This window comes from Priestia megaterium, from assembly GCF_041941685.1.
Taxonomy (GTDB): domain Bacteria; phylum Bacillota; class Bacilli; order Bacillales; family Bacillaceae_H; genus Priestia; species Priestia megaterium_C.
Genome location: NZ_CP130958.1, coordinates 1765619 through 1792092, shown reverse-complemented (window position 1 = coordinate 1792092; position 26474 = coordinate 1765619). Strand labels below are relative to the sequence as shown.

27 protein-coding genes, 2 pseudogenes and 1 riboswitch are annotated in these 26474 nt (G+C 33.5%); of the genes and pseudogenes, 9 read left to right on the top strand and 20 right to left on the bottom strand.

Features of this window, described 5'->3' with window-relative positions; all coding sequences use genetic code 11:
* Nucleotides 1–622: 622 nt before the first annotated feature.
* Nucleotides 623–1309 carry an MBL fold metallo-hydrolase gene (locus Q5794_RS09310; protein WP_374989006.1) on the bottom strand — a complete coding sequence of 229 codons (687 nt, stop codon included), beginning with the start codon at nucleotides 1307–1309 and terminating at the stop codon, nucleotides 623–625.
* Between the two features lie 332 nt (nucleotides 1310–1641).
* Here Q5794_RS09310 and Q5794_RS09305 point away from each other — a divergent pair, with 332 nt between their 5' ends.
* Together Q5794_RS09305 and Q5794_RS09300 are read left to right on the top strand one after the other, a co-directional pair.
* Nucleotides 1642–2094, top strand: coding sequence for a hypothetical protein (locus Q5794_RS09305; RefSeq protein ID WP_025749067.1), 453 nt, complete (start codon nucleotides 1642–1644; stop codon nucleotides 2092–2094).
* Between the two features lie 13 nt (nucleotides 2095–2107).
* On the top strand, nucleotides 2108–2407 hold the full coding sequence (locus tag Q5794_RS09300; protein ID WP_192997652.1) for a DUF2653 family protein: 300 nt from the start codon (nucleotides 2108–2110) through the stop codon (nucleotides 2405–2407).
* A gap of 177 nt (nucleotides 2408–2584) precedes the next feature.
* Here Q5794_RS09300 and Q5794_RS09295 read toward each other — a convergent pair whose 3' ends face one another.
* Nucleotides 2585–2773, bottom strand: coding sequence for an IDEAL domain-containing protein (locus tag Q5794_RS09295; RefSeq protein WP_214987735.1), 189 nt, complete (start codon nucleotides 2771–2773; stop codon nucleotides 2585–2587).
* A 530-nt stretch (nucleotides 2774–3303) separates the two neighbouring features.
* On the opposite strand from Q5794_RS09295, the gene Q5794_RS09290 reads away from it, so the two are divergent.
* Entirely contained in the window at nucleotides 3304–4284 is a 981-nt protein-coding gene (locus Q5794_RS09290) for an NADPH:quinone reductase (protein WP_328244804.1), read from the top strand.
* 177 nt (nucleotides 4285–4461) lie between these two features.
* On the top strand, nucleotides 4462–5082 hold the full coding sequence (locus Q5794_RS09285; RefSeq protein ID WP_192998938.1) for a MarC family protein: 621 nt from the start codon (nucleotides 4462–4464) through the stop codon (nucleotides 5080–5082).
* Nucleotides 5083–5832: 750 nt separating this feature from the next.
* Here Q5794_RS09285 and ftsW read toward each other — a convergent pair.
* Both ftsW and Q5794_RS09275 read right to left on the bottom strand, forming a co-directional pair.
* A pseudogene (ftsW, locus tag Q5794_RS09280) lies at nucleotides 5833–7022 on the bottom strand (putative lipid II flippase FtsW).
* 599 nt (nucleotides 7023–7621) lie between these two features.
* A complete protein-coding gene (locus tag Q5794_RS09275; protein ID WP_374989005.1) occupies nucleotides 7622–7891 on the bottom strand; it encodes a hypothetical protein in 270 nt (89 codons plus the stop codon).
* Between the two features lie 106 nt (nucleotides 7892–7997).
* On the opposite strand from Q5794_RS09275, the gene Q5794_RS09270 reads away from it, so the two are divergent.
* Nucleotides 7998–8405 (top strand): hypothetical protein, encoded by a 408-nt coding sequence (locus tag Q5794_RS09270; RefSeq protein WP_214987724.1) that lies wholly within the window; start codon nucleotides 7998–8000, stop codon nucleotides 8403–8405.
* A gap of 101 nt (nucleotides 8406–8506) precedes the next feature.
* On the opposite strand, the gene Q5794_RS09265 is transcribed toward Q5794_RS09270, so the two are convergent.
* The 7 genes from Q5794_RS09265 to Q5794_RS09235 form a co-directional block, all read right to left on the bottom strand.
* Nucleotides 8507–8902 carry a hypothetical protein gene (locus tag Q5794_RS09265; protein WP_214987722.1) on the bottom strand — a complete coding sequence of 132 codons (396 nt, stop codon included), beginning with the start codon at nucleotides 8900–8902 and terminating at the stop codon, nucleotides 8507–8509.
* A gap of 32 nt (nucleotides 8903–8934) precedes the next feature.
* Nucleotides 8935–9267 carry a hypothetical protein gene (locus Q5794_RS09260; protein WP_214987720.1) on the bottom strand — a complete coding sequence of 111 codons (333 nt, stop codon included), beginning with the start codon at nucleotides 9265–9267 and terminating at the stop codon, nucleotides 8935–8937.
* A gap of 175 nt (nucleotides 9268–9442) precedes the next feature.
* A complete protein-coding gene (locus Q5794_RS09255) occupies nucleotides 9443–10111 on the bottom strand; it encodes a DUF3885 domain-containing protein (RefSeq protein WP_374989004.1) in 669 nt (222 codons plus the stop codon).
* A 53-nt stretch (nucleotides 10112–10164) separates the two neighbouring features.
* Nucleotides 10165–10428 (bottom strand): hypothetical protein, encoded by a 264-nt coding sequence (locus tag Q5794_RS09250; RefSeq protein ID WP_214987715.1) that lies wholly within the window; start codon nucleotides 10426–10428, stop codon nucleotides 10165–10167.
* A 232-nt stretch (nucleotides 10429–10660) separates the two neighbouring features.
* Nucleotides 10661–10849: a hypothetical protein gene (locus tag Q5794_RS09245; protein WP_214987713.1), complete on the bottom strand. Its 189-nt coding sequence runs from the start codon at nucleotides 10847–10849 to the stop codon at nucleotides 10661–10663.
* A gap of 26 nt (nucleotides 10850–10875) precedes the next feature.
* Nucleotides 10876–11055 carry a hypothetical protein gene (locus Q5794_RS09240; RefSeq protein WP_226897864.1) on the bottom strand — a complete coding sequence of 60 codons (180 nt, stop codon included), beginning with the start codon at nucleotides 11053–11055 and terminating at the stop codon, nucleotides 10876–10878.
* Nucleotides 11056–11287: 232 nt separating this feature from the next.
* A complete protein-coding gene (locus tag Q5794_RS09235) occupies nucleotides 11288–12142 on the bottom strand; it encodes a malate synthase (protein WP_214987711.1) in 855 nt (284 codons plus the stop codon).
* Between the two features lie 639 nt (nucleotides 12143–12781).
* Here Q5794_RS09235 and Q5794_RS09230 point away from each other — a divergent pair.
* Nucleotides 12782–12985 (top strand): cold-shock protein, encoded by a 204-nt coding sequence (locus tag Q5794_RS09230; protein ID WP_192998946.1) that lies wholly within the window; start codon nucleotides 12782–12784, stop codon nucleotides 12983–12985.
* 268 nt (nucleotides 12986–13253) lie between these two features.
* Here the strand turns inward: Q5794_RS09230 and Q5794_RS09225 are convergent, their stop codons facing one another.
* The gene (locus Q5794_RS09225) at nucleotides 13254–13454 is read right to left on the bottom strand and encodes a cold-shock protein (RefSeq protein WP_013056497.1); all 201 of its coding nucleotides are present in this window, start codon (nucleotides 13452–13454) and stop codon (nucleotides 13254–13256) included.
* Nucleotides 13455–13697: 243 nt separating this feature from the next.
* Between Q5794_RS09225 and Q5794_RS09220 the strand changes: the two genes are divergently transcribed.
* Entirely contained in the window at nucleotides 13698–13799 is a 102-nt protein-coding gene (locus Q5794_RS09220) for an FbpB family small basic protein (RefSeq protein ID WP_277717671.1), read from the top strand.
* A gap of 185 nt (nucleotides 13800–13984) precedes the next feature.
* Nucleotides 13985–14167: a hypothetical protein gene (locus Q5794_RS09215; protein WP_214987709.1), complete on the top strand. Its 183-nt coding sequence runs from the start codon at nucleotides 13985–13987 to the stop codon at nucleotides 14165–14167.
* Between the two features lie 70 nt (nucleotides 14168–14237).
* Here the strand turns inward: Q5794_RS09215 and Q5794_RS09210 are convergent, their stop codons facing one another.
* The 3 genes from Q5794_RS09210 to Q5794_RS09200 form a co-directional block, all read right to left on the bottom strand.
* Nucleotides 14238–14447, bottom strand: coding sequence for a GerAB/ArcD/ProY family transporter (locus Q5794_RS09210; RefSeq protein WP_374989207.1), 210 nt, complete (start codon nucleotides 14445–14447; stop codon nucleotides 14238–14240).
* Nucleotides 14422–14745: a GNAT family N-acetyltransferase gene (locus Q5794_RS09205; RefSeq protein ID WP_214987706.1), complete on the bottom strand. Its 324-nt coding sequence runs from the start codon at nucleotides 14743–14745 to the stop codon at nucleotides 14422–14424. The genes Q5794_RS09210 and Q5794_RS09205 overlap by 26 nt, the downstream gene beginning before the upstream one ends.
* A gap of 407 nt (nucleotides 14746–15152) precedes the next feature.
* Nucleotides 15153–16007 (bottom strand): helix-turn-helix transcriptional regulator, encoded by an 855-nt coding sequence (locus Q5794_RS09200; RefSeq protein ID WP_374989003.1) that lies wholly within the window; start codon nucleotides 16005–16007, stop codon nucleotides 15153–15155.
* Between the two features lie 122 nt (nucleotides 16008–16129).
* Here Q5794_RS09200 and fabF point away from each other — a divergent pair, with 122 nt between their 5' ends.
* A complete protein-coding gene (gene fabF, locus Q5794_RS09195; RefSeq protein WP_374989002.1) occupies nucleotides 16130–17365 on the top strand; it encodes a beta-ketoacyl-ACP synthase II in 1236 nt (411 codons plus the stop codon).
* Between the two features lie 364 nt (nucleotides 17366–17729).
* Here fabF and Q5794_RS09190 read toward each other — a convergent pair whose 3' ends face one another.
* The 5 genes and pseudogenes from Q5794_RS09190 to Q5794_RS09170 form a co-directional block, all read right to left on the bottom strand.
* Nucleotides 17730–18854 carry a 5-methyltetrahydropteroyltriglutamate--homocysteine S-methyltransferase gene (locus Q5794_RS09190; RefSeq protein WP_214987700.1) on the bottom strand — a complete coding sequence of 375 codons (1125 nt, stop codon included), beginning with the start codon at nucleotides 18852–18854 and terminating at the stop codon, nucleotides 17730–17732.
* An 82-nt stretch (nucleotides 18855–18936) separates the two neighbouring features.
* Nucleotides 18937–19037: riboswitch (SAM riboswitch) on the bottom strand.
* A gap of 182 nt (nucleotides 19038–19219) precedes the next feature.
* On the bottom strand, nucleotides 19220–20401 hold the full coding sequence (locus Q5794_RS09185; RefSeq protein ID WP_374988656.1) for an IS256-like element ISBame1 family transposase: 1182 nt from the start codon (nucleotides 20399–20401) through the stop codon (nucleotides 19220–19222).
* 276 nt (nucleotides 20402–20677) lie between these two features.
* A pseudogene (locus Q5794_RS09180) lies at nucleotides 20678–21157 on the bottom strand (hypothetical protein).
* Nucleotides 21158–22595: 1438 nt separating this feature from the next.
* Nucleotides 22596–24038, bottom strand: coding sequence for an aspartate ammonia-lyase (aspA, locus tag Q5794_RS09175; RefSeq protein WP_374989001.1), 1443 nt, complete (start codon nucleotides 24036–24038; stop codon nucleotides 22596–22598).
* Between the two features lie 37 nt (nucleotides 24039–24075).
* Nucleotides 24076–25347, bottom strand: coding sequence for a cation:dicarboxylate symporter family transporter (locus Q5794_RS09170; protein WP_214987698.1), 1272 nt, complete (start codon nucleotides 25345–25347; stop codon nucleotides 24076–24078).
* Nucleotides 25348–26474 lie beyond the last annotated feature (1127 nt).

Below are 26474 nucleotides of genomic sequence, written 5' to 3'. Positions count from 1 at the left end.
CCAACTCAGGTGCATTATTACCATCTGGGGCTTTACTACCTTTAATACCATGTGTACCATTTGTTCCTGTATAAGTTCAATTACATTAGTGAGAAAACCTTATGGTTACATAATTACATAGCTTTTAAATTCACAACTATTTTTAAGGTAAGTTGAATAAATGCTCAATAATCTATGACTATACTATGTATATACAATTCTAGGTCACTTATCTTTTTGATAAGATGGCTATCATTTATTGTAGGTAAATTAGCTAATTTTGTTATTAAAGAAGAATTCAAAAAACCAAGTCTTCAACTATTTGAATTTAATATGTATCAAATTATAGTAATAATTGTTCTGAGTGGAATTTTAGGAGTAGTAGCCTCATTTATTCCAGCATTTAGAGCATCAAAAATGAATCCAGTTGAGGTTCTTAAATACGAATGAATCTAAAATAAATGCTTAAACAGTATGAAAAAACCTGTATCTCCTTAGATACAGGTTTCTTTCTGAGTTTAGTTACCATAAGTTTGATTATGGGTACCGATTAAGACTTATGAAAACGTCGTTAATAATTTAATACAAATCAAAAGGATAGAATAGATCCTGATAATTAGGCCTATTTTCTTTTAGTCTCCAACTATAAAGTTAATTTTCCACCGTGATAACAATAATAAGTTTCTGCTTTAAGATTTTTAATCTTTCTTAAAGACTGTTCTGCTTCCTTAATATTTAAACAAAAGTATAGATTAGCGATAGCCAATTCATGATTCTCATTAACAGCTGCATCACCCGTAATTACACTCTTTAAACTTGGAAAATATAATGAAATATGTCCGGAAGTATGCCCTGGTGTTGCTACTACTCTACAATTGTTATCTAAAATCATATCGCCATCAAGTACCTTTTCATCAATAGAAACATGATTTAAAGTCTTTAATTGCTGTATAAACCATTTACCAAATTCAATTTTTTCATTTGACATAGTTTTGAGCATTTTTTCGGCTTGAATCAACCTTTCTGACTTCATTGCACCACTGATGTATTTTGATTCGATTTCACTAGCAATAATATTGATCCAAGGATACTTTTCTTTGAAGTCATATAAGGAACCTATATGGTCATCATCATAATGAGTAATAATTATATTCTTTAACTCCTTTATTTCATATCCTTTTTTTGAGATTTCTTTACTAATTAAAGTTAAAAAACCTGTATACCCTGTATCGACTAAGGTTAGTTCATTATTCAATATAATTAGGCTAGGATAAATGTGGTTTTTTTGTCCATTAAATTCAAATTCAATTGGTAGGTCTACTATTTTCACTTTTCTCCCTCCATACTACCCATTTGTGAACCGTTGGATAATCGAATATACTCTACATTTATTCTTCGTCTTTTTCTTTCTTTTCTAATTTTTATAAATTATATCACCGTTTTTTATGTTAATTTCACATATCAATTAGATATTGAAATCCCTTTTACTTTTTCCAACCATGATAGTCACTCTAAAATTCATCTTAAAATCACATTAAAAATAGATGAAAATAGTAGAAATTTATAAATTTAGTGGTATAGTAACAGCTACATAAGCTCTCTAAGAAAGAAACTTTATTATAAATTAGCTATATTAGATTAATAAAGACAGGAGTAATTGTAATGAAAAAATTGACCTTAATATTTGTATTAATATTTGCAATAGCTTTACCGAATGTTGCTCAGGCAAAAGGATTTAGTGGTCATAGTTCTTTCAGTCACAGTTCTTCGTTCAGTTCTCATTCAGGTAGGGGCACTTATTCAAGTGGCACTTATCATTCTGGATATAAGTCTCCGTCAAGCAACGTTACAAGAACACCATCATATGCTAGGTCTCACACGACATATAACCAGACCCCGCCTTCACGAGCAAAAAGTATACTGACTCATGCTGCAGCTTTTGGAACAGGTGCGTTTTTAGGGCATATGCTTCATCCATTTGGTGGGAATTATAACGGTGCATATGGAAATAATCCTTCAAATGGATTTTCTTTTTTAGGAATTCTTGTAGATATACTTGTGATTTTAGTCATCATTTGGGTAATTAAAAACATCTTTACAAGAAGAAGATATTAAGGAGAAATTTAGAATGGAAGTACTATTTAACGAACAAGATATTGTGGATAGCATTTGTATTTATATTGCTCTAGAAGAAAGAATTGAACCTGAACAGGTAGAAGTAGATTTGGAGCTTCATCCTTCCCTCGGGATTACTGCTTCTACCTTAGCATTAGAACGTACAGCGCGATTGCATGAACAAGACATCATTGATGCTGTTGCAGTATATTTACAGGACTATCACCAGTTCGTCGCAAATCATCTACAAGTTAATTTATCTTTTTCAGAAAAGAATGGATTTACTGCATCTATTCAAGTATTAAGTAATTAGTAATTAATTTTTGATATGAGACTTCCGAGCATTTTCCTACTGGAACCAATAAGTTCTCTCATTATAAGTTTAATTTATTATAAAAAGATATATATAAATGTGAAATAAAAAGAAGCCTCAGTCTTTAAAAAAGAAGGCTTCTTTTTAATGAATTTCTTCTATATTACATCGTTTTTATTAAGATAGGGATTTAAGTTCCTCTGTTAAACGTAAAAAAGCTTGTTTATCTTTATTCTTTAAAGACTGGTCTATTTCCTTAAGGATCTTACTTCTTTTGAAGTCGTTCATCGTTTGATCCAAAAACAATTCAGCCAGCATTTCATCACGTAAACTTGGATCAATTTCGTTAAGTACATTATTTTTCATTAAAAATCAACCCCTTTATCTTCTTTCCTTTTTAAATATTATTATCCTTTTTGACGTTGTTTATACGAGATTGATAGATAAAGTGAAATAATGAATATATTTACCCCATGTATTGATAATCCTCTTGTTATTCTGATTGTTATTTCCTACTTATAAACCCTAAAGTGAGCACAAAAACTGTTTTATTTATTTGTTGAAGGAGATCTACAAACTAACTTTTAAGAATATAGGTTTTGACAGTCATGTTTAACGACGGCAAACCACTAGCTTAATCTATTTTCCTATCAGAAACGTTCGTAAAAGTATATAGTTTTTAGAAGACGTTCGTAATTTATTTTCAAACTTAATCGAACGATGAAAATGACAGGTTTTCTATATAAGAGAAAATTTCGTAAACATATACCTTTACAGACAGTGTATTTGATTTTGTTTCAAAATGTCCAAATTTATGAAAACTAGTAATTCAAACCTTGATATTACTGTAAATTCAAACCTTTCCATATATAATAATTAACAAGGAGGTTTGGAACATGAAATCAATTCAAGTCACACAATTTGGTGGACCTGAGAAATTAGTATTTACGGACGTTAAAGATGTAGTAGCAGAAAAGGGCGAAGTATGTGTTCGTTTGTACGCTGCAGGCGTCAATCCAAGTGATACTTACACATTATCAGGTACATATGCGTTTAGTATACCTCAGTTGCCTTATACTCCAGGATTAGACGGTGCAGGGGTTGTGGAGGCGATTGGAGAAGAAGTTACAAATGTTCATGTCGGTGATCGTGTATTTATTGCGTCTTTAATGGGAAGTAAAAGTACAGGCACCTTTGCACAAAAAGTAGTATGTGATGCAACGTTGGTTCATCCATTACCATCCCATGTATCTTTTGAACAAGGTGCGGCATTAGGGGTACCTGCATTAACCGCCTATCGTGCGCTATTTCAACGTGCCTGCCTGAAGCCCGGTCAAACCGTGCTTATTCATGGAGCCAGTGGTGGAGTGGGATTACAGGTTGTACAAATGGCGAAATCTCATGGTGCTAAAGTGATTGGAACAGCAAGCAAGCCCGAGGGTAAAAAAATGGTTCAGCAAGCTGGTGCAGATTTTGTCACTGATCATGTGACTGAAACAACGATTGAAGATGTGTTAGCCTTAATGGATGGCAATGGACCTGATGTAATTATTGAGTTTTTAGCAAATAGGAATTTAGAAACAGATTTAAAGCTGATTGCACCATTCGGTAAAATTGTAATTGTTGGAAACCGTGGTTCAATAGACATAAACCCACGTCTTGCAATGCAAAAGGAATGTGATATTTTAGCAACAGCTCTTTGGAATGCACCAAAGGATGAATATGAACAAAGTATTCATGGTGTAATTGGCATGCTAACAAGTGGTGCACTTCGTCCGATCATTGGTACAACTTTGCCACTCCAGCAAGTATCGCAGGGCTTTGAACAACTAGAAAAAGGTATAGGAAATGGTAAACTTGTTTTGATAATTGACTAATTAATCTACATAATTTTAAGACATTCACTTAAATTAAATGCTGCATTAGTCTACTAAGTAAGTACTAGAAGGACCTTACAGGGTCCTTTTCTTAATTAAAAAGTGAAAATATAGGTGGATAGGTTAACAAAGTAAGCTAAATGGGTATGTACTATTAAGATGAAAGGAGTTTTTACAGTGTTAGCTTTAATTCTTAAACTTACTATCTCATTTTTTGCTGTTATGAATCCACTCGGAAACATACCTATTTTCATTACTCTTACGAATGATTATTCTATTCAAGAGAGACGTCATAGTGCAAGGAAGGCTGTCTTTATCTCTTTTATTATTCTTACCCTATTTTTACTTTTAGGAAGTTTTATCTTTTCCGCCTTTGGGATCACCATACACGCTTTTCGTGTAGCAGGAGGAATCTTAATCTTTGGCATCGCCTATAGCTTGCTTCATGCTAAACCTTCTAATGCACAAAGTCCTCATTCGCATGAACAAAAAGCTGCAGCTTCCCAAAATGATATTTCCATTACTCCTCTTGCCCTGCCGATTATGGCTGGACCTGGAACAATTGCGACAGTCATGTCTCACAGTTCTTATTTGATAGCAACTCTAGGGAGTGTACTCATTAGTTACACCCTTATATTAGGAGTTACTTTTATCCTTTTCTATTATTCTACATCTATTATCAACAAGCTCGGACAGAATGGTTTAAATGTTATCTCAAGGTTAATGGGATTAATACTGGCAGTGATGGCTATACAAATGATTGCAGAAGGTGTTCACGGGTTATTTCCTCATCTGTAATCATTCAAAAAGACTGTTTCTATAGGAACGAGCATATGAATAAAAGGTGCACTTTTATTCATCTATTTGTCACTCAGCCCGAGAGGAAACGTTGATAAATCAAGGATGTATAAAAAGCTGCATAATACAGAAACTTTACCCTCAAGGAACCCCCTCTACGCCAAGAGGGTTCCTTTTTCATGTCTTCCGGAAAGTCGTTTTATGTTAACTCATTCTGTATGTCAACTGTTTTTTCTTTCAAAAAGAGTAAGGACCAAATAAGATCATATTAATTCTTGGAGTTAACATCTTTCCCCTTTTCCAAACTATTTCGTTGGATATAGGCGCCATAATAGGCGTCTTTTTTTTGCACAAAAAAGGCAATTCACTACGTTTTCCTGAATGTAGATAGGAGAATAATGAAGAAAGGAAAGGTGTGAATGATAAGAAAGTTATCTATTCCTATTTTAACTTTAGTGATACTATGGACAATTATTCTTTGCATAGAAAAACAAGTTATGGTGGCCTGTTTTCTATGGATCGTTTATAGCGCCTTGCAATTTTTTCGAAGGGAATAATTTTTATCTTCTACCTAAAGATTTTTAGGAAAGTATATGAATTGTACATAAGTGGATTTCTAATAGATCTTTGTATTCCTTTAGCAATACTACAAACTTAACCTCCTTCCATAAACAAAAGACACTGGCTCTTAACCAGTGTCTTTTATTTTATGCTCAATAATTTTCATAGAAATGTCATTCATGTAAATCATTAGACACTTTTCAGTTCCCTTGGATCTGTTACTTTGTGTTTGTATTTCTTTTCAAATTTATTGAACATGGATATATTTGCTAGTACTCCTACAGCAAACATAAGCAATGTAAGAGAAGAACCACCATAACTTACAAAAGGTAACGTTACACCTGTGATAGGAAGAATTCCCGTTACTGCTCCTAGGTTAACAAATGCTTGAATGCCAATCATAACGGAAATACCGATAGCTAATAAAGCACCAAAAGGATCGTTGCATCTTTTAGCAATTTTTAAGCCTTGTAAAATAATTAAAAATAGCAACCCTAATACAAGCAGCACTCCCCAAAAACCTAATTCTTCAGCAATAACTGCCATAATAAAATCTGTATGAGACTCAGGTAGATAACCAGCCTTTTGAATGCCTTGTCCTAACCCTTCACCTGATAGTCCCCCAGTTCCTATAGCTAGGTAGGAGTTAACCAATTGGTACCCATCTCCTTGTTGATTTTCAAAAGGATGTAGATAACCAGTAAAACGAGCTAAACGAACAGGAGAAAACACGGTATCAATATGTCCTGTTAACAATAAAACAACTAACATAATAATAATGCCTACTACTCCTAATAAGGCAATCTTTAGCATTGATTTTATCGAAATACCTGAACATAAAACAATGGCTAAGACTGTGCCTAAAATAAGTAGGATTCCACCGTAATCCGGTTGTAAAGCAATTAAGAAACAAATAAACAAGACAATAAGAATAGGTGGAATAATAGCGCGCTTTAAATCGTTTATATACTCTTGTTTATTCGCAAAAACCGCCGATAGGTATACAATAATTGTTAGTTTCGTAAATTCTAGCGGTTGTATTCTAATCGGTCCCAGTATAAGCCAACTTTGTGCATTCCCGGCGGTATGTCCAAAAATAAGGACCAAAGCAAGAAGCGTAATTACTGTTACTAATAAGATTTTTAACACTTTTTTTCTCGATAAATTTTATAGGGAATAAAAGCAGAAATACAGAAAAAGAAGAAGCCTGCTATGAGGGCAAGTTTTTGCTTTTGATAAAAATAATCCCCTTCAACACCGTAACGACTAACAGCCGTTACCATACTAGCACTGTAAACCATGACTAAACCGATAAGGCTTAGAACAATTAAGGCTACAATAAATTTGTAATCATAACATTTTACTATTTTCTTAAACATAAAAACTCCTCGTTCCTTGCAAGTGTAAGATTCTTATTTTCATCATAAAAAAAGATTCTTAGTAAATTATATAGAGTAAAAAGAACACTCAATAGTATAATAACAGTTCCTCGCGCTTTGTGCTTTCCTACGATATAATCATTTACACCATGCAATATAAAGGATACTGAAACCATAAGAACAGCTATATTGTACCAATAATCGATATCAAAAAGCCAAGCTATACCCTCTTTCTTGGATCACACCATTTTATGTTTTTGATGTTGATGATAAATGTAATGGTCAAATATAAAGATGCTAGAATAATGAAGAATACATAACTTAATATAAACTCAAACGAAAATGAATTATAAATGTCCATATAAACAATAAAAGATATAATAACTGTACTTAATACACATAGTGTATATATGATAGATGTTATGATATTTTGTCTCAATTTATCTCCTCTTCCAGCTTTTAAACTTATCTTCTATTCACGAAGAAATGCTTTTACTGTAAACAAGCTTCGTTGCTCTTTTGAAAATATTTTATTTAATACGATAAAAACTTCGGGGAAATGAAATAAAGAAATGCTATATGTATAGTACTTGTTTCCTTTATAAAACGTACAAAATGAATTCAATAACATAAACTAAAAGACCAATCGTCCATTTTACTGTTCGGAACCATTTAAATTTATCTAATTTACTTGATAGATAAATAGCGATTATGCCGATAACAACGTAAGCCCCTGGTAACCTCCATGATTGAGGAGTCAGGGTAAAGAGTATCCAACATGTCCCTAATAAAAATGCAGCACTAAGCTGAGATGAGTACTCTTTAGTTTTATGTCCTTCACTTCTTGTCGGTAGCTGATTAGTGTTCATTCACTTCTTTCTCCTTCCTTATCGTTACATTTTATCGAAGAATTGGTATGATTTCAGTCGTTAATGAAAAATTTGTATAATAAGGGTGTATAAAGGAGGGAATTAAATGAATAAAAATATAGAAGAAATTGTTGTAAAAACCTTTTTTGAGAATAGAATTCAAGAAAGAGTCATGTTTGAACTTTTTTCTTCTAAAAAACGGGATAAAGCATTGTATCGCCTTAACCATGATTATAAAAGAAATCTACGTGAACAATATTTGATTGAAATTCCGGAGCCTAATTCATGTTCTAGCGAATTAGCTAATCTACTTCAAAAGCATGGTGCAGGAAAGCAGTGCTATGCCCTTTCTTTTAATGGAGATATTGATGGGAAAGAACTACCTTTACTTACTGCTTTAGAGCATGCAGTAGGCTATGGGTTTCCTTCTCTTATTGTATGTATTCCAAACAAACTTGCCTATTTTGAAGCTGAGCAAGTTTATGGCCCTCCACCACGTTACATTTTAAAGTGATAAATTAGAAATAAATACAATATCCAGGTTTACATAATGCGTGTTCTTAGTAATAATGTATAAAAGCCCTTTTAAAGGGCTTTTATACGGGATCCATTTATCTATTCATTTTTATTAGTAGCTTCTTGCCAATCCCAATATGACTGATATAGTTCATCATGCAAAAACTCTTCTTCCACTTCGTCTTCTTGTTTTTCCACCAACTTCAAACCAACCCAAGTACCATTATCATCTTCTAAGACAGGATCACTTACTCCATCAAGTAAACAAAAAGCACTGTGAAAAGTACCCATGATATTATCTCTTACAATCTTTTCAATTGCTCTAATACTTTCATCTTTTAACTTCTGAGATTCTAAAGCATCTATTTCATCTTGAGTTAAATTGAATTCTTCCCATAATAATTGCTCAGTAGGTTTTCTCAATTGCTCCCCTACCTCTGAATATTCTTTAATAACGGTATGTAGTTCCTTTAAAAATAACTGCTTAGAATCCATATTTCATTCTCCTATATGTAAGCATTTGTATGTTACCACTCTCTCCACTCTTCTGTGATATCCTCTTCAGTCTCTAAGCCAGCTGCATTTGCAGCTTTAATGATAAACTCGCAAAGTTCTTCTCTTTCTAATGTTTCAATGAAATAATCAAACTGTTCATTTAACTCGTTTAATCCTATAACTACCTCTTGTACATATTCTAAGATATCTTGTTCTGACATTTTATCTAAAGAACCTTCAAGTCTATTCATATAAGTATCAAGGATTTCATCAGTGGCTTTAATATTCTCTGCAGTGAAAATCTCATCATCTTCCATTCTTTGTTGCCAAGCTGCTGTCGGTTTGCTATTTTTTAGTTCTTCCATTGTATTATCACCTTAATCTTATTTGGATTTCCATTTAGCCATAAGCCTAATGCTTATATGATTATATATCAAACTTAACCTAGAAGGTTGTAGATATCTTTTTTATTTTTAGTTACTGTGAAACAGGTGATTATGGATATGAAAAATGTGTTAATTAGTGGATAAACCCTACTTTTTACCTAAATAAAAGGTCAATTTCTTCTCGATCATAATCCAAAATCCAATTATTATATTCTTCATAAAGAAAGCGTATAGATTCTTTACTGGAGGCTAAGACATCACATCCGCGATCATCATACAAATGAAAAATCATTTTTTTAGAGAGGTTAATAAAGTAAATATCATAACCACTTTGGGGATTATTCTTCAGAATAGTAGATGGATGAGCAAAATCTTCATAATTAATAGCCTTTAAAAGTTGCGCATATCTTAATTCTGTTTTCTTACAAGAAAGTACAAAGCGATGAGTCAAAGATTGATCATCGTCTTCGTCTTCATCCTGAAATACACTCGGCAAACAGTGATGGTTTAATTGATATAGCCGCTTTTTATCTTTTATGTATTTTAAATAAACGTTTAAAGGTCTTTTTTGAAGGAAAAGATCTTTGTTCGTAGTATGCACATCCGTAACAAAAAGAATCTCATCTCCCTCTCCAAATACCCTTTGAAATAATGTGATTGATCTATGGAAAGCTTGATTCAAACAATCTTTTTTGTGAGATGAAATTAATGGATCTGATATTTCAAAGCGAATGCTATATTTCCACGAATAAAACAGAGCTGGCCTTAAAGTTAATCCTTCACAGTATTCTTCTAAAAATGAAGATAGAGTGTTAGTGCTCATGTATTTTTCTCCATATTTTTTAGTTCTTATAGTTTATAAGTAACTTTTTTTACTTAAACATTAAGTAATTGTTTTAATTCTTTTTTTAAACTTTTATAATGCCAATTAATATGGTCAAGTTCTAACTCTATTTCAATTAATTGTTCTATAACTTTCTCTTTATCTAGTGAAGAGCTGAGAAGAGCTTTAATTAACCCCTCAATTTTATTACTACTCTCAGAAATGTCATTTAAATCTACTGCTAATTCAACATATTCTTTTTCAGATGATAACGGAGAAAGTTTCTTTATTAACTCATTCACAATTAGTTCATTCATTATATTCTCCCCTTGTTACTTCCTTATCAAATTTTGATTTGATAACTTAATTCCCAACAATTAAAACCTGAATGTGTATTCTATACAACCGTAGTTAGTACAAAAAATTTACATATCTTTAGTTTCAAGACAAGAATATAAAATTTTTAAACTATAGTGCTGCTTATTTCTTAAATCAGTCTATTTATTAAAATAAAAAGCACCTCAATTAATAGATGCCTAGTTTTTATTATTATTTTTCTTCTGTAATCATAAATTGTACCACGTTATTTAAATTGATGTGCACTAGCTCTTTTTCATTCGAAATGAATCTTTCATATTTTGTTATATGACTAATGACTTCTTTCTTTGATGTGGATTCGAATTTTAATTCCTTTGTCCTGCCATTTATAAATTCGAAAATAACTTTAAATTTAAGCATAGGTGTATCTCCTCATTATCTACTTATTATTCTTGTTTCATTAATTCTTCTTCAAAGAAAAAAATACTTGGATATTTAGTAACCGTATAAGAGTATCTTTTCATGTTTTTTACATAATGACTTTTTAAGATTGTTACTAACTCATTCGATACTCTTATAGTTACTGTTTTTCCATTACTAAATATTTTCACGCTTATATCCCTCATCTTCTCTCCTATTAAAAATAATAAGATTATCGTATTATTCTTATAATAGAGCTGAGAAAAGATTACATCAATCCGTATAGATTTTTTTATGACCTACTGTCACTTTTCTACCTCTCCTACGTTCTGCTCTTGCCTTTTTATTAGCAAACAGAGCCAAGGAATGTTCGCCATTAATGATGAGTGGGAAAAATGTGTCAGTCCCTAGTCATTCTTATTATCTTTGAGCTAACGTTTACATACGCATTAATGCGCCACTAGGCTTTGGTAACTCCTCAGCTGTTATCAGATTCATTTTACAAAAATGTTCAAAAAATTGTTGTGCCAGCTCTCTTTCCTTTGGATCACTTTTCAAATCAACTATATCAAGCAAAATTTGAGCCATCCATAAATTATCAAAATAACGGTATTTACCTGTATTCCATGTCATTTTTTGGGATGACCTTTCATTTACATAATATTCCCAGAAAAGCATCTGATCCGATTCCTGTTCTGTAAGTTGGAGTCTGTATTTTGAATGAGCAGGAATATATCCATCTTCACAAAGCTTACCGATAAAATCTTCATTTACCATATAGACGCCTAAGATACGTCTGTCTTTTTCAGGCATACTGGAATCTATTGCTGTTAACAAGACAGCGCTATTTTGGTGCAAACGGATGGGTTTGGTTGGCTTGCCCTTGTTATTACCACTTTTTATTACGCCTGAAAAAACCTTCCACTCTAAAAAAGAACTATTCTGTTCTTCTGTGTCACACCAAAAAACCATTTGTGATTCAGAATGAAGTTTATGATTTTTCATAAGTTTTTCAAGTCCCCAGCGAAGTTCTTGGTTTTTTCGTTGTAGTTTTTTTTCCTCTTCCTTCTTCCGTTCTTTCTCGTTGTGTTCCATTTCCTTTTTTTCTATAACTTTTTCGAGTAAATCAGCAACACTTTTATCATGCAGTTTTAGATGCTTTCCAAATACATCGGGGAAAACAAACTTTTTATTTTCCGATGCGAAATGTATTTCAATACTAGAATCATTATATTTAACTATACTGCCTATCCCAAAAAGCTTGTGTGTAACTTTCTTATTGATTAGATTCATTATTCTAGGCCTCCTTGTAGAATAAAAACTCGGTTACTATTAGATAGTAAATTAATAATTTTATTCAACTAACTTACCTTTAAAGCTCACACAACTGTTTGAGTTTTTTTCAGTTTAAAAAAGGGTATTGAAAAAATGTATCCATAATTCTATCTAAAAAAACACAGCGGAATTCGGAATACGATTGAAAAAACAATTGTAAAACTATTATAACATTTTTTGAAGATATTACAAATTTTTTCATTGACAATATATTTTAATTTGAGGTAAAATGGAGTTTTATTATTTATAATAACTTGAAATAAAAGTCTCCAACAAGTCGCGAAACTTCTGGAAAGTCCGTATCAATAACCACTTGATTACCGGTGATAAGCGAAGTGATTCCACCATTAAACTAATCTCTAAACTAATCCTCATTACGCTGGAGGCTTAGTTTAAGGATGTACTACTACAGTAAGTGTTACAAGTAAAAAGCAAAAGAAGAAGATATGAACGTTATTACCAAGTGTTTAGACATTCTCATATCAAAAATTCCGTGCATTATTCAATGAAAATAAAATGGTAATAAACACCAATTTATATAAATGATTATTACTCCTTTATAAGCTATAATATAGTATGAGGAGTAGTGATGTTAGTATGTATTATTACGGCAAAAGAAATCAAGAACCTTTAGTTCAAGAACAAACAGAGGTTTTGGAATGTACAGTAGAAGATTGTAAGGGCTGGATGAGAAAAGATTTCTCTTACGACAACCACCAAAAATGCCCTTTGTGTGGAAATCACATGGAAGCTGGAGAACGACTTATTAATAAAATCCCCCTTAATCCCCATCGAAGATAATTTGTACCAATGCTATCGCATAGATTAAAAATTACTACTATATTATTTAATTTAATTGAAAACATAGTTAATTTATTTGCATTTGCTTTCTATTTCTATTGTATGTTATAACTAGTTATACCTTGTATCGATCGTCTTGTCTAAAACCCAGGCTTTTTTAAAGCCTGGGTTTCCTATTGAATTATAGTAGATAAATCATGGTTTTCTAATTATAAGACCATAAAAAAAAGACTCCTTCACAAGGAGTCCTTTTTTTTATCACTTTTAATTATGCTTTGTGAACGTTAGCAGCTTGTGCTCCACGTTGACCTTGCTCGATATCAAAAGTAACTTTTTGACCTTCTTCTAATGATTTGAAACCTTCACCTTGAATAGCACTGAAATGAACGAATACATCGTCTCCGCCTTCGATTTCAATGAAACCGAAACCTTTGTCTGCATTAAACCATTTTACTGTACCTTGTGTCATAATGTTGCCTCCTGCTGTGGAATACTCCACAAATGTATTACCTCTCTTGCCCAATCATACTATTTCAAGATAAAAACTTCTGTTTAAGGTTTTTTCTTCTCTCAATCTTATACCGAACAAAAACAAGTTAAATATAGTGTAACACATAGGAATATTGATAGCAAATAATTGCTTTTTTTCATTTAACCGTTATAATCATACTTGTCTACGGACTAAACTAAACAGTGAGAAAGAAGTGCCATTATGAGAAAGTTAAAACCCTCTTTTCAAAACCTAGTCAATGAAAACAGACATAAAATACTAGAAGATAAAAAGGTCATGGAAAAGATTGAAGAAAAAAATTGAAGCTCGCCAGGAGCAGGCTATAAAGATGAAAACGAAATAAGAGTAGAATAAAAACATCCTATGTAAACTGTAAACGGATGTTTTTTTGTATTGTACTGCTATTGCATTTCTAGGTAAATGGCTTTTTACAGGATATTTCATCTGCTATGTCGAATCTAGAAAGTCACAAGAAAGGAGCTGTTAATATGAACTCAAAAGAGCAAAAGAGGTTGGCAACTTCTAGAGAACAAACGAGGAATACTAAAGAACAAACTGATTTATCTTCTGAGTTAGAACAAGACTTAGAGAATTTAGGATTACAACGACGAATGAAGCAATTAGAGTTAGAAAGCAAGTTCCTAAAAGACCAGAACGATGAACTTCTTTAATTCACAGCACCCGTTCAGGGGTGTTTTTTCAACATTTTAATACTTTTACCTCAGAACCCCCTATCTATGATCAATACCTTCTCCCAGAACAAACAAATATTAGCATTCCAAGTGGAAACGTTAGAACCCTATATTCTTGGACTTTTAATAATTCAGATAAGCCTTGCGTTAATACAAAAAAGCAAATGACTACTTTAAAAAACAAACTGATAAACCAAATAATAGCTATGACAACCTCAATATGATTAAAGAAGCTAAGTTGCAAAGTCTGCCCTAACATATAGCTTGGATAAAGCTGCATTCCCAAGTTCTTTTCCACAATAGTCTTTATAAACAAAAAATTTCTTTAGTATGGCTATGTCATCAGTTTTCTTTTGTAAACCAATAGAACCTACCACTTCTTTATCATTATTTAAAGCGATCCAAAAGTTTCCTCCTTCGTTAATATAATTTGATTGAATATCTAGTATATCCGGTTGTTCTTCGATACTAATCCCTACACCAGCTTCTACATTTTGTACATACAATATTAATTTAATGACTTCTTCTTTATATCTCTCATCATAAACAACAATCATTTATTAACCCCTCCTTCTTTTGATATTTCTTAACTTTAACTTGTAGTTCATTATTAGTGAAATTGAAGTTTTCGAAGTAATCTATTGATTTTTTTGATGTTATTGAATTAAGAATAATGGCCCTTTTTATAGAGAGGGTAATAGGCGTATTAACCTTTATGTTCCTTCTTAAAATAAGTTTTATGTAAACTAAAAAAGAAGAAGCCTATTTCTAAAGAAAAAAGCTACTCCCATACCCGGGGAAGTAGCTTTTCTTAAGAAAATCATATATGAAGAATAGTAGGAATTGGGGTTCCTATCCTCTTAGATTGCTCAAAAACTTTAATTTTATACTTTTATTTTGAGTAAAAAAGCAGTTCCCCAGTAAGAGACTGTCATCTTAATCCGCTTGATATAATGAAATTTCTCTATAATTTCTCCATAGAAACTCTTTTCATTAAGCGTTTTAACTTATTTTCCGTATCAGTTTCCTCTACTGGTGTGTAGATGCTACACCGCAAATCCATATCTCCTTGAACTTGGAGGGAAGTTAAATTAAATAACATTTTCCCTGCCTTTGCATGTCTAAATTCAATAACCATTTCGGGAGCTTTACTCACTTGGCTTTCATTCCATAGGGTTTGGAATTCTGGATGTAAATGACTCATCTGACTAATAAACTGGTTGTACCATTCATCACCTAAATAATGTCCATAATAGGTACGGAAAATAGCAAGAAAACCTTTCGCAAAATGCTCCCAATTGACAGCTAATGCTTTCAATTCTTTTCGGGCGAATACTAATTGAATTAGATTTCTTTGATCATTTGGGATTTGTTCAAAATCTAGAAAAACATGAGAAGCTGCGGAATTCCAGCCCACAATATGGCAATGTCGATCTGTAACTATAGTAGGACAATAGGTTAATTCAGCTATTATTCGTTTTAAAGAAGGGCTAAGCTCTGATTGATCTTTTTTAGGATGAACAATTTCTGACTTTGCTTCTAATGCCAAATCATATAAGTAGTCTCTTTCATCGTTATTTAGTTGTAGAGCTGTAGAAATACAGTCAAGCACAATAGAAGAAACTTTTATATCTCTTCCTTGCTCTAACCATGTGTACCACGTGGTGCTTACCCCTGCTAATTGTGCAACTTCTTCTCGGCGTAATCCGGGTGTCCTTCTTCGGATTCCAGTTGGCAACCCGATAGACTCTGGTTTAATTTGAGCTCGCTTAGCTTTTAAGAATGTAGACAAAGCTTTAAGCCTGGTTTTATCGTTCATTTTTAAAACTCCTCATCATACCAATTTACCCTAGTAGTAGCTATACTAGGATAAACAATCCCTTGTAATAGGATAAAAGGACTGTAAAATACAAGTATATTATTGATTTGGAGTGATGAAAAGTGGAAAAAGTTGTGATTACGGGTATGGGAGTAGTCTCGCCTATAGGCAATAACATCAGAACATTTTGGAACAACCTAATTAAAGGAGAGTCGGGTATCTCCTCTATAGATACATTTGATATTACTGACCATAAAGCAAAAATTGCAGGAATCGTTCGGGATTTTGATGCGGATAAAGTTTTAGGAAAAAAGGAAGCAAGGCGTTTAGATCGCTTTTCACAATTCGCTTTAGCTGCGGCTGAACAGGCTTGGACAGATTCTAAGTTAGATCTCAACCATATAGATCCAGAAAGGTTAGGCGTATACGTAGGTTCAGGTATAGGCGGCATTGAAACCTTAATTGAAAATATTGAGGCACTTAGACAGAAAGGGCCAAGGAGAGTCAGCCCAACTCTCGTACCAGGTATGATTTCTAATGCTGCTGCAGCACAAATCAGCATCAATTGGAATGCAATGGGCCCTTCTATGTCGCCTGTTTCTGCTTGTGCCATTGGAAATACTGCTATTGGCGAAGCCTTTAGACTCATTCGTTCTGGAGAAGTGGATGCTGTGTTTGCGGGTGGAACAGAGGCTGCTATAACAGACTTATCAGTAGCCAGTTTTGGAAATGCCACCGCATTATCAACAAGAAATGATGATCCTACTCAAGCTAGCCGTCCTTTTGATGAAGACCGGGATGGGTTTGTCATGTCAGAAGGAGCTGGAATTCTAATCTTAGAATCTCTATCTCATGCTTTACGTAGAGGAGCAAACATTCATGCAGAAGTCATTGGATACGGTGCAAGTTCAGACGCACACCATATAGTTGCTACACATCCAGAGGGTAAAGGTGCTTATCTTGCAATGAAAGCAGCTTTAAGAAACGCAAACATATCCCTTGAGGAAATTGATGTTATTAGCGCTCATGCAACAAGTACAAAAGTAGGTGACATCTCTGAAACCAAGGCTATTAAGGACCTATTTGGAAAACAAGCTTATCAGATTCCAATAACAGCTAATAAATCGATGGTTGGTCACATGTTAGGAGCAGCTGGTGGAGTTGAAGCAATTGCTTTGGCAATGAGCCTTAAGGAGGGCATCGTTCCTCCCACAATTAACTTAGAAAATCCCGATCCATTATGCGATTTAGATTACGTATCAGGTATTGCTCGTCAAGCAAAAATAAATGCAGGTTTATCTAATTCCTTTGGATTTGGAGGTCATAATGCCGCTATTATTTTAAAGAAATACGAGTGAATATGTTTTGAGTGTAATAAGAGGAGCAAACTCAGAAAAAATTCTGATTTCGCTCCTTTATCTTATGTCAGTTAAAAAAGAAGTCGGTATCTCCTTAGATAGAGGCCTCTTCCACTATTTAAGAATGCGTTCATTTCCGCATTACTGATATCACAACTTCAGATGGCAAAGAATTACTAATTAGGAAATAGATTTTAATTTACCAACTAAATAAATAACAAAATAACGAACTTAAATTTTTTTAGACGAAGTTGGTCTAAAGAGTCTTTTCAAAAGTTAGTAAGCCAGCAGAAACGGTGCCTAACTACTTACGAGGGCCCGACCCTAACTGAACTACAAGTAAATAACAAATAGCGCTCTGTAATTAGATCTCCCAGACATCTTGAGCAATTTGAATTACATGTTTAATTTTATTCCATTGCTCCTCTTCTGTTAATTCATTTCCTTCTTCGGTACTGGCAAAGCCACATTGAGGACTCAATGACAAATTTTCTAAAGGAATATATTCGCTTGCTTCTTTGATTCTTTGCTTAATAATCTCGGCTTCTTCTAATGTAGGAAACTTAGATGTTACTAATCCTAATACAACGGTTTGATTGTTACGTGTAAAGCTTTTTAACGGTCCAAAATCTCCTGAACGGTTATCATCATATTCAAGGAAAAGTCCATCTACATGTAAGTTAGCAAAGATGGCATCAGATATAGTATCATAGCCACCACTTGTGATGTACGTAGATCTGAAGTTTCCGCGACAAATGTGCATAGTAATAATCATATCTTCAGGCTTTTTAGAAATGGATTCATTTAAGCAGCTTACTCGCGTATCAATAATGTCTTTTACGTCCATATCAAGCTTCTCAACAACCGCATCGATGCGTTCTTCAGAAACAAAATCAATCCAAGAAGTATCATCTAATTGTAGGTAACGGCAGCCTGCATCATAAAAAGCTTGGATGGCTTTTTGATAGGCAGTTACAGTATCGTGATAAAACTGCTCTCTGTTTCCATTATAGTATGTATCTTCTTGAATTCGAGTGAATAACATGTTAGGGCTTGGAATGGAGAATTTAGCAACTTGGCTTCCATCACCATACTGTTCGACTGCTTCTTTTAAGAACGTGAAGTGTTCCAGCATATAATGCTGATTGAAATCTACTTTACCTACTACCTTAATCGCTTTATTTTTGGTTTTTGCGCCTTTGAATTGGCTGATATATTCTGTTTCAAACTCCTCTACACCTTCTAATCCTGATAAGAAATCCAAGTGCCACCATGAGCGTCTAAATTCACCATCAGTAATAGATTTAAGCCCTACCTCAATTTGTTTCTGGACAAGTTTCTCAATTTCTTTGTCCTCTACAGATTTTAAATCAGTTTTATTGATTATTCCCCTCGCGTATGCTTCTCTTGCTTCTTTAAGGGAAGTTGTTCGTAAGAAGCTGCCTACGTGATCAGCTTTAAATGGAGCCTTCACTAATGTCTTTGTCATGGTTTTGTTTCCTTCTTTCTTTTCAATATAAAAAACCTCTTCTTAACAAATAAGAAGAGGTTAATAATCGTTATGGATTCTCTTCTTATCTTCAAGCAAATTGCTACTGGAATTGGCACAGTACCTTAATAGTCTGTTGCCGAGGCTTCCTAGGGCCAGTCCCTCCACCTCTCGAGATAAGAATATTTAATTTAATTTAATTAACTAAGAAAAAGGTTACACTTGTTTTCTTAACTTGTCAATAAAAAGATTGAAAAATCAGAAACAAAACATCTTTTATCTCACAATTTACTCATTACCTAATGCAGGGGACCGTCAATAATTTTGTGTAAATACGAATTTCCTTTTCTTATAGACGTTACTCACTAGTTTGTTTTAAACATCATTTGTAGCTCTGCGCGAGCTTGATCAAAACCAATGTGACATCTTGTGGCAAAGCGCTGATTATACTGGTCAAATTGAGAAACGAGGAAGCGTTCAAGTGACTCTTCGTTTGGGAATTGTTCCTTACGCTTACTATATTTCTTGATTTGTTTATTAAAAGATTCAATGAGATTGGTCGAATAAATACTGCGCCAAATAGACTTAGGAAAGTGATAAAACGTGAACAAATAAGGGTTATTGAGCAATGGTTTTGTCACTTTTGGATACTTAGATTTCCACTTTTCAATAAACGAATGCAGGGCCTGTTGGCCCATTTCAAGGCTTTCTGCACGGTACACAGATTTAAAGTCTTCACAGATTTCAGCTCGATCGGATACACGAACTTTATGAGCAATCGTCCGTGAAAGATGGACGCAGCATGTTTGATAAGAAGAAGCTGGATAGATAGAAAAAACACTGTCTGAGATTCCTTTTAACCCGTCGGAAATAAACAACAGAATCTCCTCTACGCCACGAGATTTGATGTCTTCTAAAAGTTCTTTCCAGACAAAGGCGGATTCGTTAGGAGCGATTGTATAGCCAAGCACTTCTTTTGAACCGTCTTCGCGAATGCCAACGGCAATATAGACAGCTTCTTTAGACACTGTATCCCGTTTTAAAGCAATATATGTAGCGTCTAAATAAACGCACGCATAGCGTGCACACAACGTTCGATCTCGGAATGCTTCTACCTGTTCAGACATCACCTTTGTCATATTTGAAATGGTTTGAGGTGTGTAATGGTGACCATACATGCGCTCCATCAAATGGGCAATTTCAGCAGTCGTTACGCCCTTTTGGAACATATGAATAACAAACGCTTCAAGCGTATCATTGGCTCTTTTATAAGGAGCCACCGTCTGTTGCTTAAAGTCGCCATTCCGATCACGAGGAATAACGAGATGAAGTTCTCCAAACTCTGTGTGCAGTGTGCGTTCGTACGAACCATTTCGTGAATTCCCGGTATTAAATCCAATACGGTCATATTTTTCGTAGTCCAAAAAAGCTGTCAATTCGCTCGCTAAGAGCGTATTAACCGCATTTTCTAAGTGAGAACGGAAAATTTCCGTCACATCTTCTTTTTGGACTAGAGCTTGAACAAGATCTGTTGTAAACTGATTCATAGGAAGACCTTCTTTCTTTGAATTGGTTGTGGTGACTTAATTCTACAAGAAAAGGTCTTCCTTTTTGTATTTATTCATTTACACAAGATATTTTACGCTCTCTAATGCAGTAAGAGTTCTTCTTTATTTTTTGTTTGATAGGTAAGTTTACTGCAGTAGCTCCATCATAGTATCTAAAGAATTATGACTTGATTACTAATCAGTATCTATTTCAGTATCGTTGTCGTGTTAATACTCATTGTGGACATACAGTTTTAATTAGCCACTTTTCCTTTGTTAATCCGGATTACACTTTATCTTTCCATATCTCAATGCATCATAGATAGCCCGTCCATCACTTAAACTCGTTTCTGAATATTCAAAGGGTAAGAGTGAGAAAACAATATAATAAATAGAGAAATAAACAAATTGGTAAGAAAAGAGATTCTTTGAGAGAACGCCCAACACAATTAAACCATACACAAGAAGGATAGACGCTAAATTAGCTATGGTACCTCCAGCATAAACACAAACATGGGTAAACCGGTTGTCATACTTTAATTTTTCGCAAATACAAAAGGAGTGCAAAAAATAAATAGATTTTATTTTGATTTTTTTCCACCTAAAAATCGTTCTCCCTTGTCAAATGGTAAAATCGACCTTTCCTCCTAAAATAATTGCCATAAGTGAGTGCCCCAGTTGGTGAATAACAGACACAAGTGGAATGACAATTAAAAAAGAAAATAATAATTTCGGCATATCACTCCATCCAAACATACCTGTCTCCCCTTCATCCTAAAATAATCTTACATTTGATATTCCACATTTTCGTCTATCAAAACCGGTGATTTTATGAGGACTGTATAAGAGAATGGTGCTTTTCTATGCTCTGTGTTTATGATTTCCATTAGGTTAAGTAAATAATTAAACCGGACTTTTTTTACAATAAAAAGAGCTACCTCCAAATAGAAAAAGGTAGCTTGCTCTACTCAAGAAAAAAATTACATACGTTAATCGGGTTAAAACAATTTAAGCATTTTAACATGATAAAAATATGAATAAAACACTTTTATTTTTTGTTCTATTCACTTATTTCCTTTGTTACAACGAAATTATAGGGATTAGAGTAGAAAGGTGGATGGAAGATATGAGTACAAATCTATTGATAACTTTATTGGTTATATTTCTGACAACAGTAGCTATTACTATTTTAATTAAGATTCCGGAGGGAGATTAAACGACATTATAAAATAAAAAGCACCTCCTTCTATTGGCTTGGAGAGTGAGGTGACTTTTTTGATTTTGAGTTATACTTTACGAAAGTATAAGAAAGGTTAGGTCTACTAGTAATTATAACACATTAATTAAAAGGTTGTCATACAAATTTCGTTATAGAGCACCCTTTCATTCACATACATACAAGGGTGCTCCTTAACAGGGTTCATACGTAAACAATCTATGAGAGAACAAAAGTTCAACATGCCCCCCTATGAATGTAATCTTTTTCAGAAAAAACCTATATATAAGGCAGGGTTTTATACATCTTTCTTTCAATCATCTGAGAAGAAAAATTCGTTATATCAAGGATGTATAAAGAGCTGCATAAAAAAGAAATCCGTAGCCTTATCGAAAACTTTGCCTACCGAGGGTTCTTTTTGTTGGTGTGTTCGAGAAAGAGTGTTTATGTAAACTCGGAAAGAAGAAGCCTGGATCTCCTTAGATGCAGGCTTCTTCCCATACTGTTTAAGAAGTTGTTCATTTGCCCTTGTGAGGCCCTTTCGTTACGTATATCGGTTCATAACCAAAGTGCCTTGTGTGAGATACGAATATCTACTTTCAATTTGAGGCAATACGTTTGTTGAAGTCGCTGTTAATTCTTTCAAAACTAATCAGTCCCTTCATAAATTAAGTATTTACCTTCCCACAACAACCAACAATAATATTAGCGTTGTACTATATGTGTACCACATGTTTTAAAGTTAAAACGTTAATCCAACAGATTTTTTATGGTTTTCTCCTTCATATTAAACAGTTTGTTAATGTAAAAGAAGAGAGCAATTTAATTATTAAAGTATAAAAATTGCCCTCTCATTATTAGTTTTTGCCTAACAATGAAAGGGCAGTTCGAATGAATCAGCAGTTATTTTACTAATACTATTTAATTAAAGAATCAAACAGATGATGGCAGTGAATTTCATTTCATATTAAAACCTGTTTATTCTCTATCAAAAAGGGAGTTTCCAGCAATCCCTGGATTCGTCATTTCAAAAGGATTTAAAATTAGATCTAATTCTTCTTCTGTTAAAACATCATACCTTAAGCATAATTCACGTACAGATTCACCTTTTAGGATTGCCTCTCGTGCGATTCTAGCAGCCACTTCATATCCAATATGAGGATTAATAGCCGTAATAATACCTACACTTTTTTCTACGTATTCTTTTAAATGTTCTTCATTCGCTTCAATCCCCTGCAGGCAATAATCCGTGAATGTCTGAAAAGCATTATTCATAATGCTAATTGATTGAAGTAAATTAAAAACAAGAACTGGTTCCATAACATTAAGTTCAAGCTGACCTGCTTCAGAAGCTAAGCAAATTGTATGATCATTACCGATAACTTGAAAGGCAACCTGGTTAATCATCTCTGGCATGACAGGATTAACTTTTCCAGGCATAATAGAAGATCCTGGCTGACGAGCTGGCAAAGTGATTTCTGCTAGTCCTGCACGGGGACCAGACGCCATTAGACGTAAGTCATTCGCTATTTTCGACATATTTACCATACAAATCTTTAATGTTGCAGAAACTTCTGTATAAGCATCTGTATTTTGAGTCGCATCTACAAGGTGATCGGCATTTTTAAGTGGTAAACCACTGATATTTGCTAGATATCTTACAACATTTTCAATATAACGTGGATCGGCATTCAAACCCGTCCCAACTGCAGTTGCTCCCATATTCACCTCATATAAATGTCCATAGGATTGCTTAATACGTTTCATATCGCGCTCAAGAACACGACTATATGCTTCAAATTCTTGACCAAGACGGATTGGAACAGCATCTTGTAGGTGAGTACGCCCCATTTTTATAATAGAATCAAATTGTTCTGCCTTTTTATGAAATACACTGTGCATATAATGCATTGTTTTTAGTAACTTATTTAACAGATTAAGCGTTGCAATGTGGATAGCAGTTGGGAATACGTCATTTGTTGACTGTGACATGTTTACATGACTATTAGGGCTTAAATCGGAGTAAGAACCTTTTTTATAACCAAGTAACTCTAAAGCCCTGTTTGCGATAACCTCATTTGCATTCATATTCATGGAGGTCCCTGCACCACCCTGTATTGGGTCAACAATAAAATGATCGTTTCTTTTTCCTTCAATAACCTCGTCTGCTGCTTCAATAATTGCATTACCCAACCCATCATATAACCTTTTTGTTTTCATATTAGCAAGAGCAGCAGCTTTCTTAACAATTCCTAATGCTTTAATGAGTTCCGGATGAATCTGGTAACCTGTTATTGGGAAATTTTCAACTGCACGTAATGTTTGAATCCCATAATAAGCGCTGACAGGCACTTCTTTCGTTCCTAAGAAATCTTTTTCAATTCTTACATCTTGTTTTTCAAGTGTTCCTATATTTGTCATAATATTGATCTCCTTCTTTATAAACAAATAAATTATTTTAAGCTACATCTGATTTTTTAATAGAATCTGTATAATGCTTTGCTTTTTCTTTATCGAATCCGCCTTCCCACTTAGACATCACAATAGCAGCTAATGCGTTACCTACTACGTTGACAGATGTACGAAGCATATCTAAAATGCGATCAATGCCAGCAATGAATGCCATACCTTCTAAAGGTAATCCCATTGAGCCCAATGTTGTTAATACAACAACAAATGATGCTCCTGCAACTCCTGCCATTCCCTTAGAAGTCAACATCAACACAAGTAAAAGTGTAATTTGTTCTATGAAAGATAGATGAATGCCATACATTTGTGCAATAAAAAGGGCAGCAATGGCTTGGTAAATGGATGATCCATCAAGGTTAAAGGTATATCCTGTCGGAATAACAAATGATGTGACAGCTTTTGGACAACCAAAGTTCTCCATTTTAGTCATTAACCTTGGCAATACTGCTTCAGAGCTGGCGGTTGTAAATGCTAAAATCAACTCATCTTTTAAGATTTTTATAAGTACTAAAACATTAGTTCCAGCCATTTTCGCAATAATACCTAATACTACAAAAACAAAGAAAATCATGGTCAGATATATAACGAGTACTAACTTTCCTAAAGGGATTAATGAACCAATTCCAAACTTTGCTACATTCAAACCAATTAAAGCAAATACGCCAAACGGGGCAAATTTCATAACTAAGTTTGTCATCCAAAACATGGATTCTAGTACGCCTTCAAAAAAGTTTAAAACTGGTTTGCCTTTTTCTCCAATTGCTGCAACTCCTAGACCAAATAAGACTGAGAAAAAGATAATCGCTAATAAATTCCCTTCAGTCAACGATTGGAATATATTAGTTGGGATAATATGAACGATTTGAGCTGCTACACCTGCACTCTCAGTTGTTTTAGATGTTTCTTCATATTTGGATATATCACCTTTCTCGAGGTTCCCCATATCTATACCAGTACCTGGATGGAATAAATTTGCGGCTAATAAGCCCACTGCTAATGCAACTGTAGTAACAATTTCAAAATAAAGAATGGTTTTTCCACCTAGTCTTCCTAACTTTTTAATATCACCTACACCAGCTATAGATACGATTAGTGCAGATACAACGATAGGAATAACAATCATTTTAATTAGGTGAAGAAAAATATCCCCTAAAGGTTGAAGAATGGCCATCACTGTATTATTTCCATAAAAAATAGCACCTATAGCAATACCGAACGCAAGTCCAATAAATATTTGTGTAGCTAATCCAAATTTCTTCATAGTTGTAACCCCTTTCAATTTGCGGTTCATTAAAACACTTAAAGAGAGCCTATGCTTAGGCTAGCGTCTATAAAAAAGACAATAATTAAAAATAAGTCTAATGTGTGTATTATCTTTGAAGTAAATAGTAATCATATGAGTTGAAATTAGCCCCACCTTTCAGTAAAGCGTTTTCATAATCTTCATTGTAAAAATACACTTTTTCGGCTTACCTTATATACTTGAGCATATAAGGTCGTTTATAAAGAGATTTTCTATTATCCTTTTAACCTTTTTGGAATCCTGTTTTTTGTCTAACATTCATATAAATATACTAACAGTCACTTCTATATTTATATGAATGTTAGACAAAAATATCCTAATCTATTATTCCCTCATTTCATATAAAGAAATATCTTCTCTTTTATCTAGTGTCTAGAGATAAGGTAGCGATAACACTAGATATCTCTATAATTTATTAAAATAATTAAATTTCTTAAAATGTTTTTCTTTGAATGAAATGATATCGCTTTCAAAAATCTCGATCGCAGTAATTACATATATCTTCTCTGAAAGCAAAAGGAATTTAGGATTTATTCCATGTGTAACTTAATTAACGAAACTACAGCATTAAGTTGGGGTATCTTCTTCAATCTCTTCATACTGTAATCTCATTATAATAAACATCTGTTTCTTGTATAGAGGTAATGAATGGAATCAAAAAAATTATAACAACGAAAAGTGTATTTTTAATTTCACGTTCTCTTTTTGCGTACCTCAGTTATATTATATTTATATACAATAGATAAATCAAGAAAATTATTATTCATTTCGCGTACATTTTATTGTAGGTTTCATAGAAGTGAGTGTACTTTAATAATGATGAACTGTTATTTAAATATTAACAGTTTTTAGCGTGAAAGAGCCTATGCTCTCAAGAAATGCTATAAGCAAGGCCGATGCGATAACTGCAACTCAGCTTACTTCAAAAGTTTGGTAAAAGGTGGCGTTTTCTTGCGCGAATACTAGAATTGCGGCATGAAGAAAAGTATATAAGCATAGATGATTATATATGAAAAGGAGAAGGTTTTTAGCCTTCTCTTTCTTTAATTCAACCTTGTTTTTTCAAATAAGCATCCTTCTTTCGA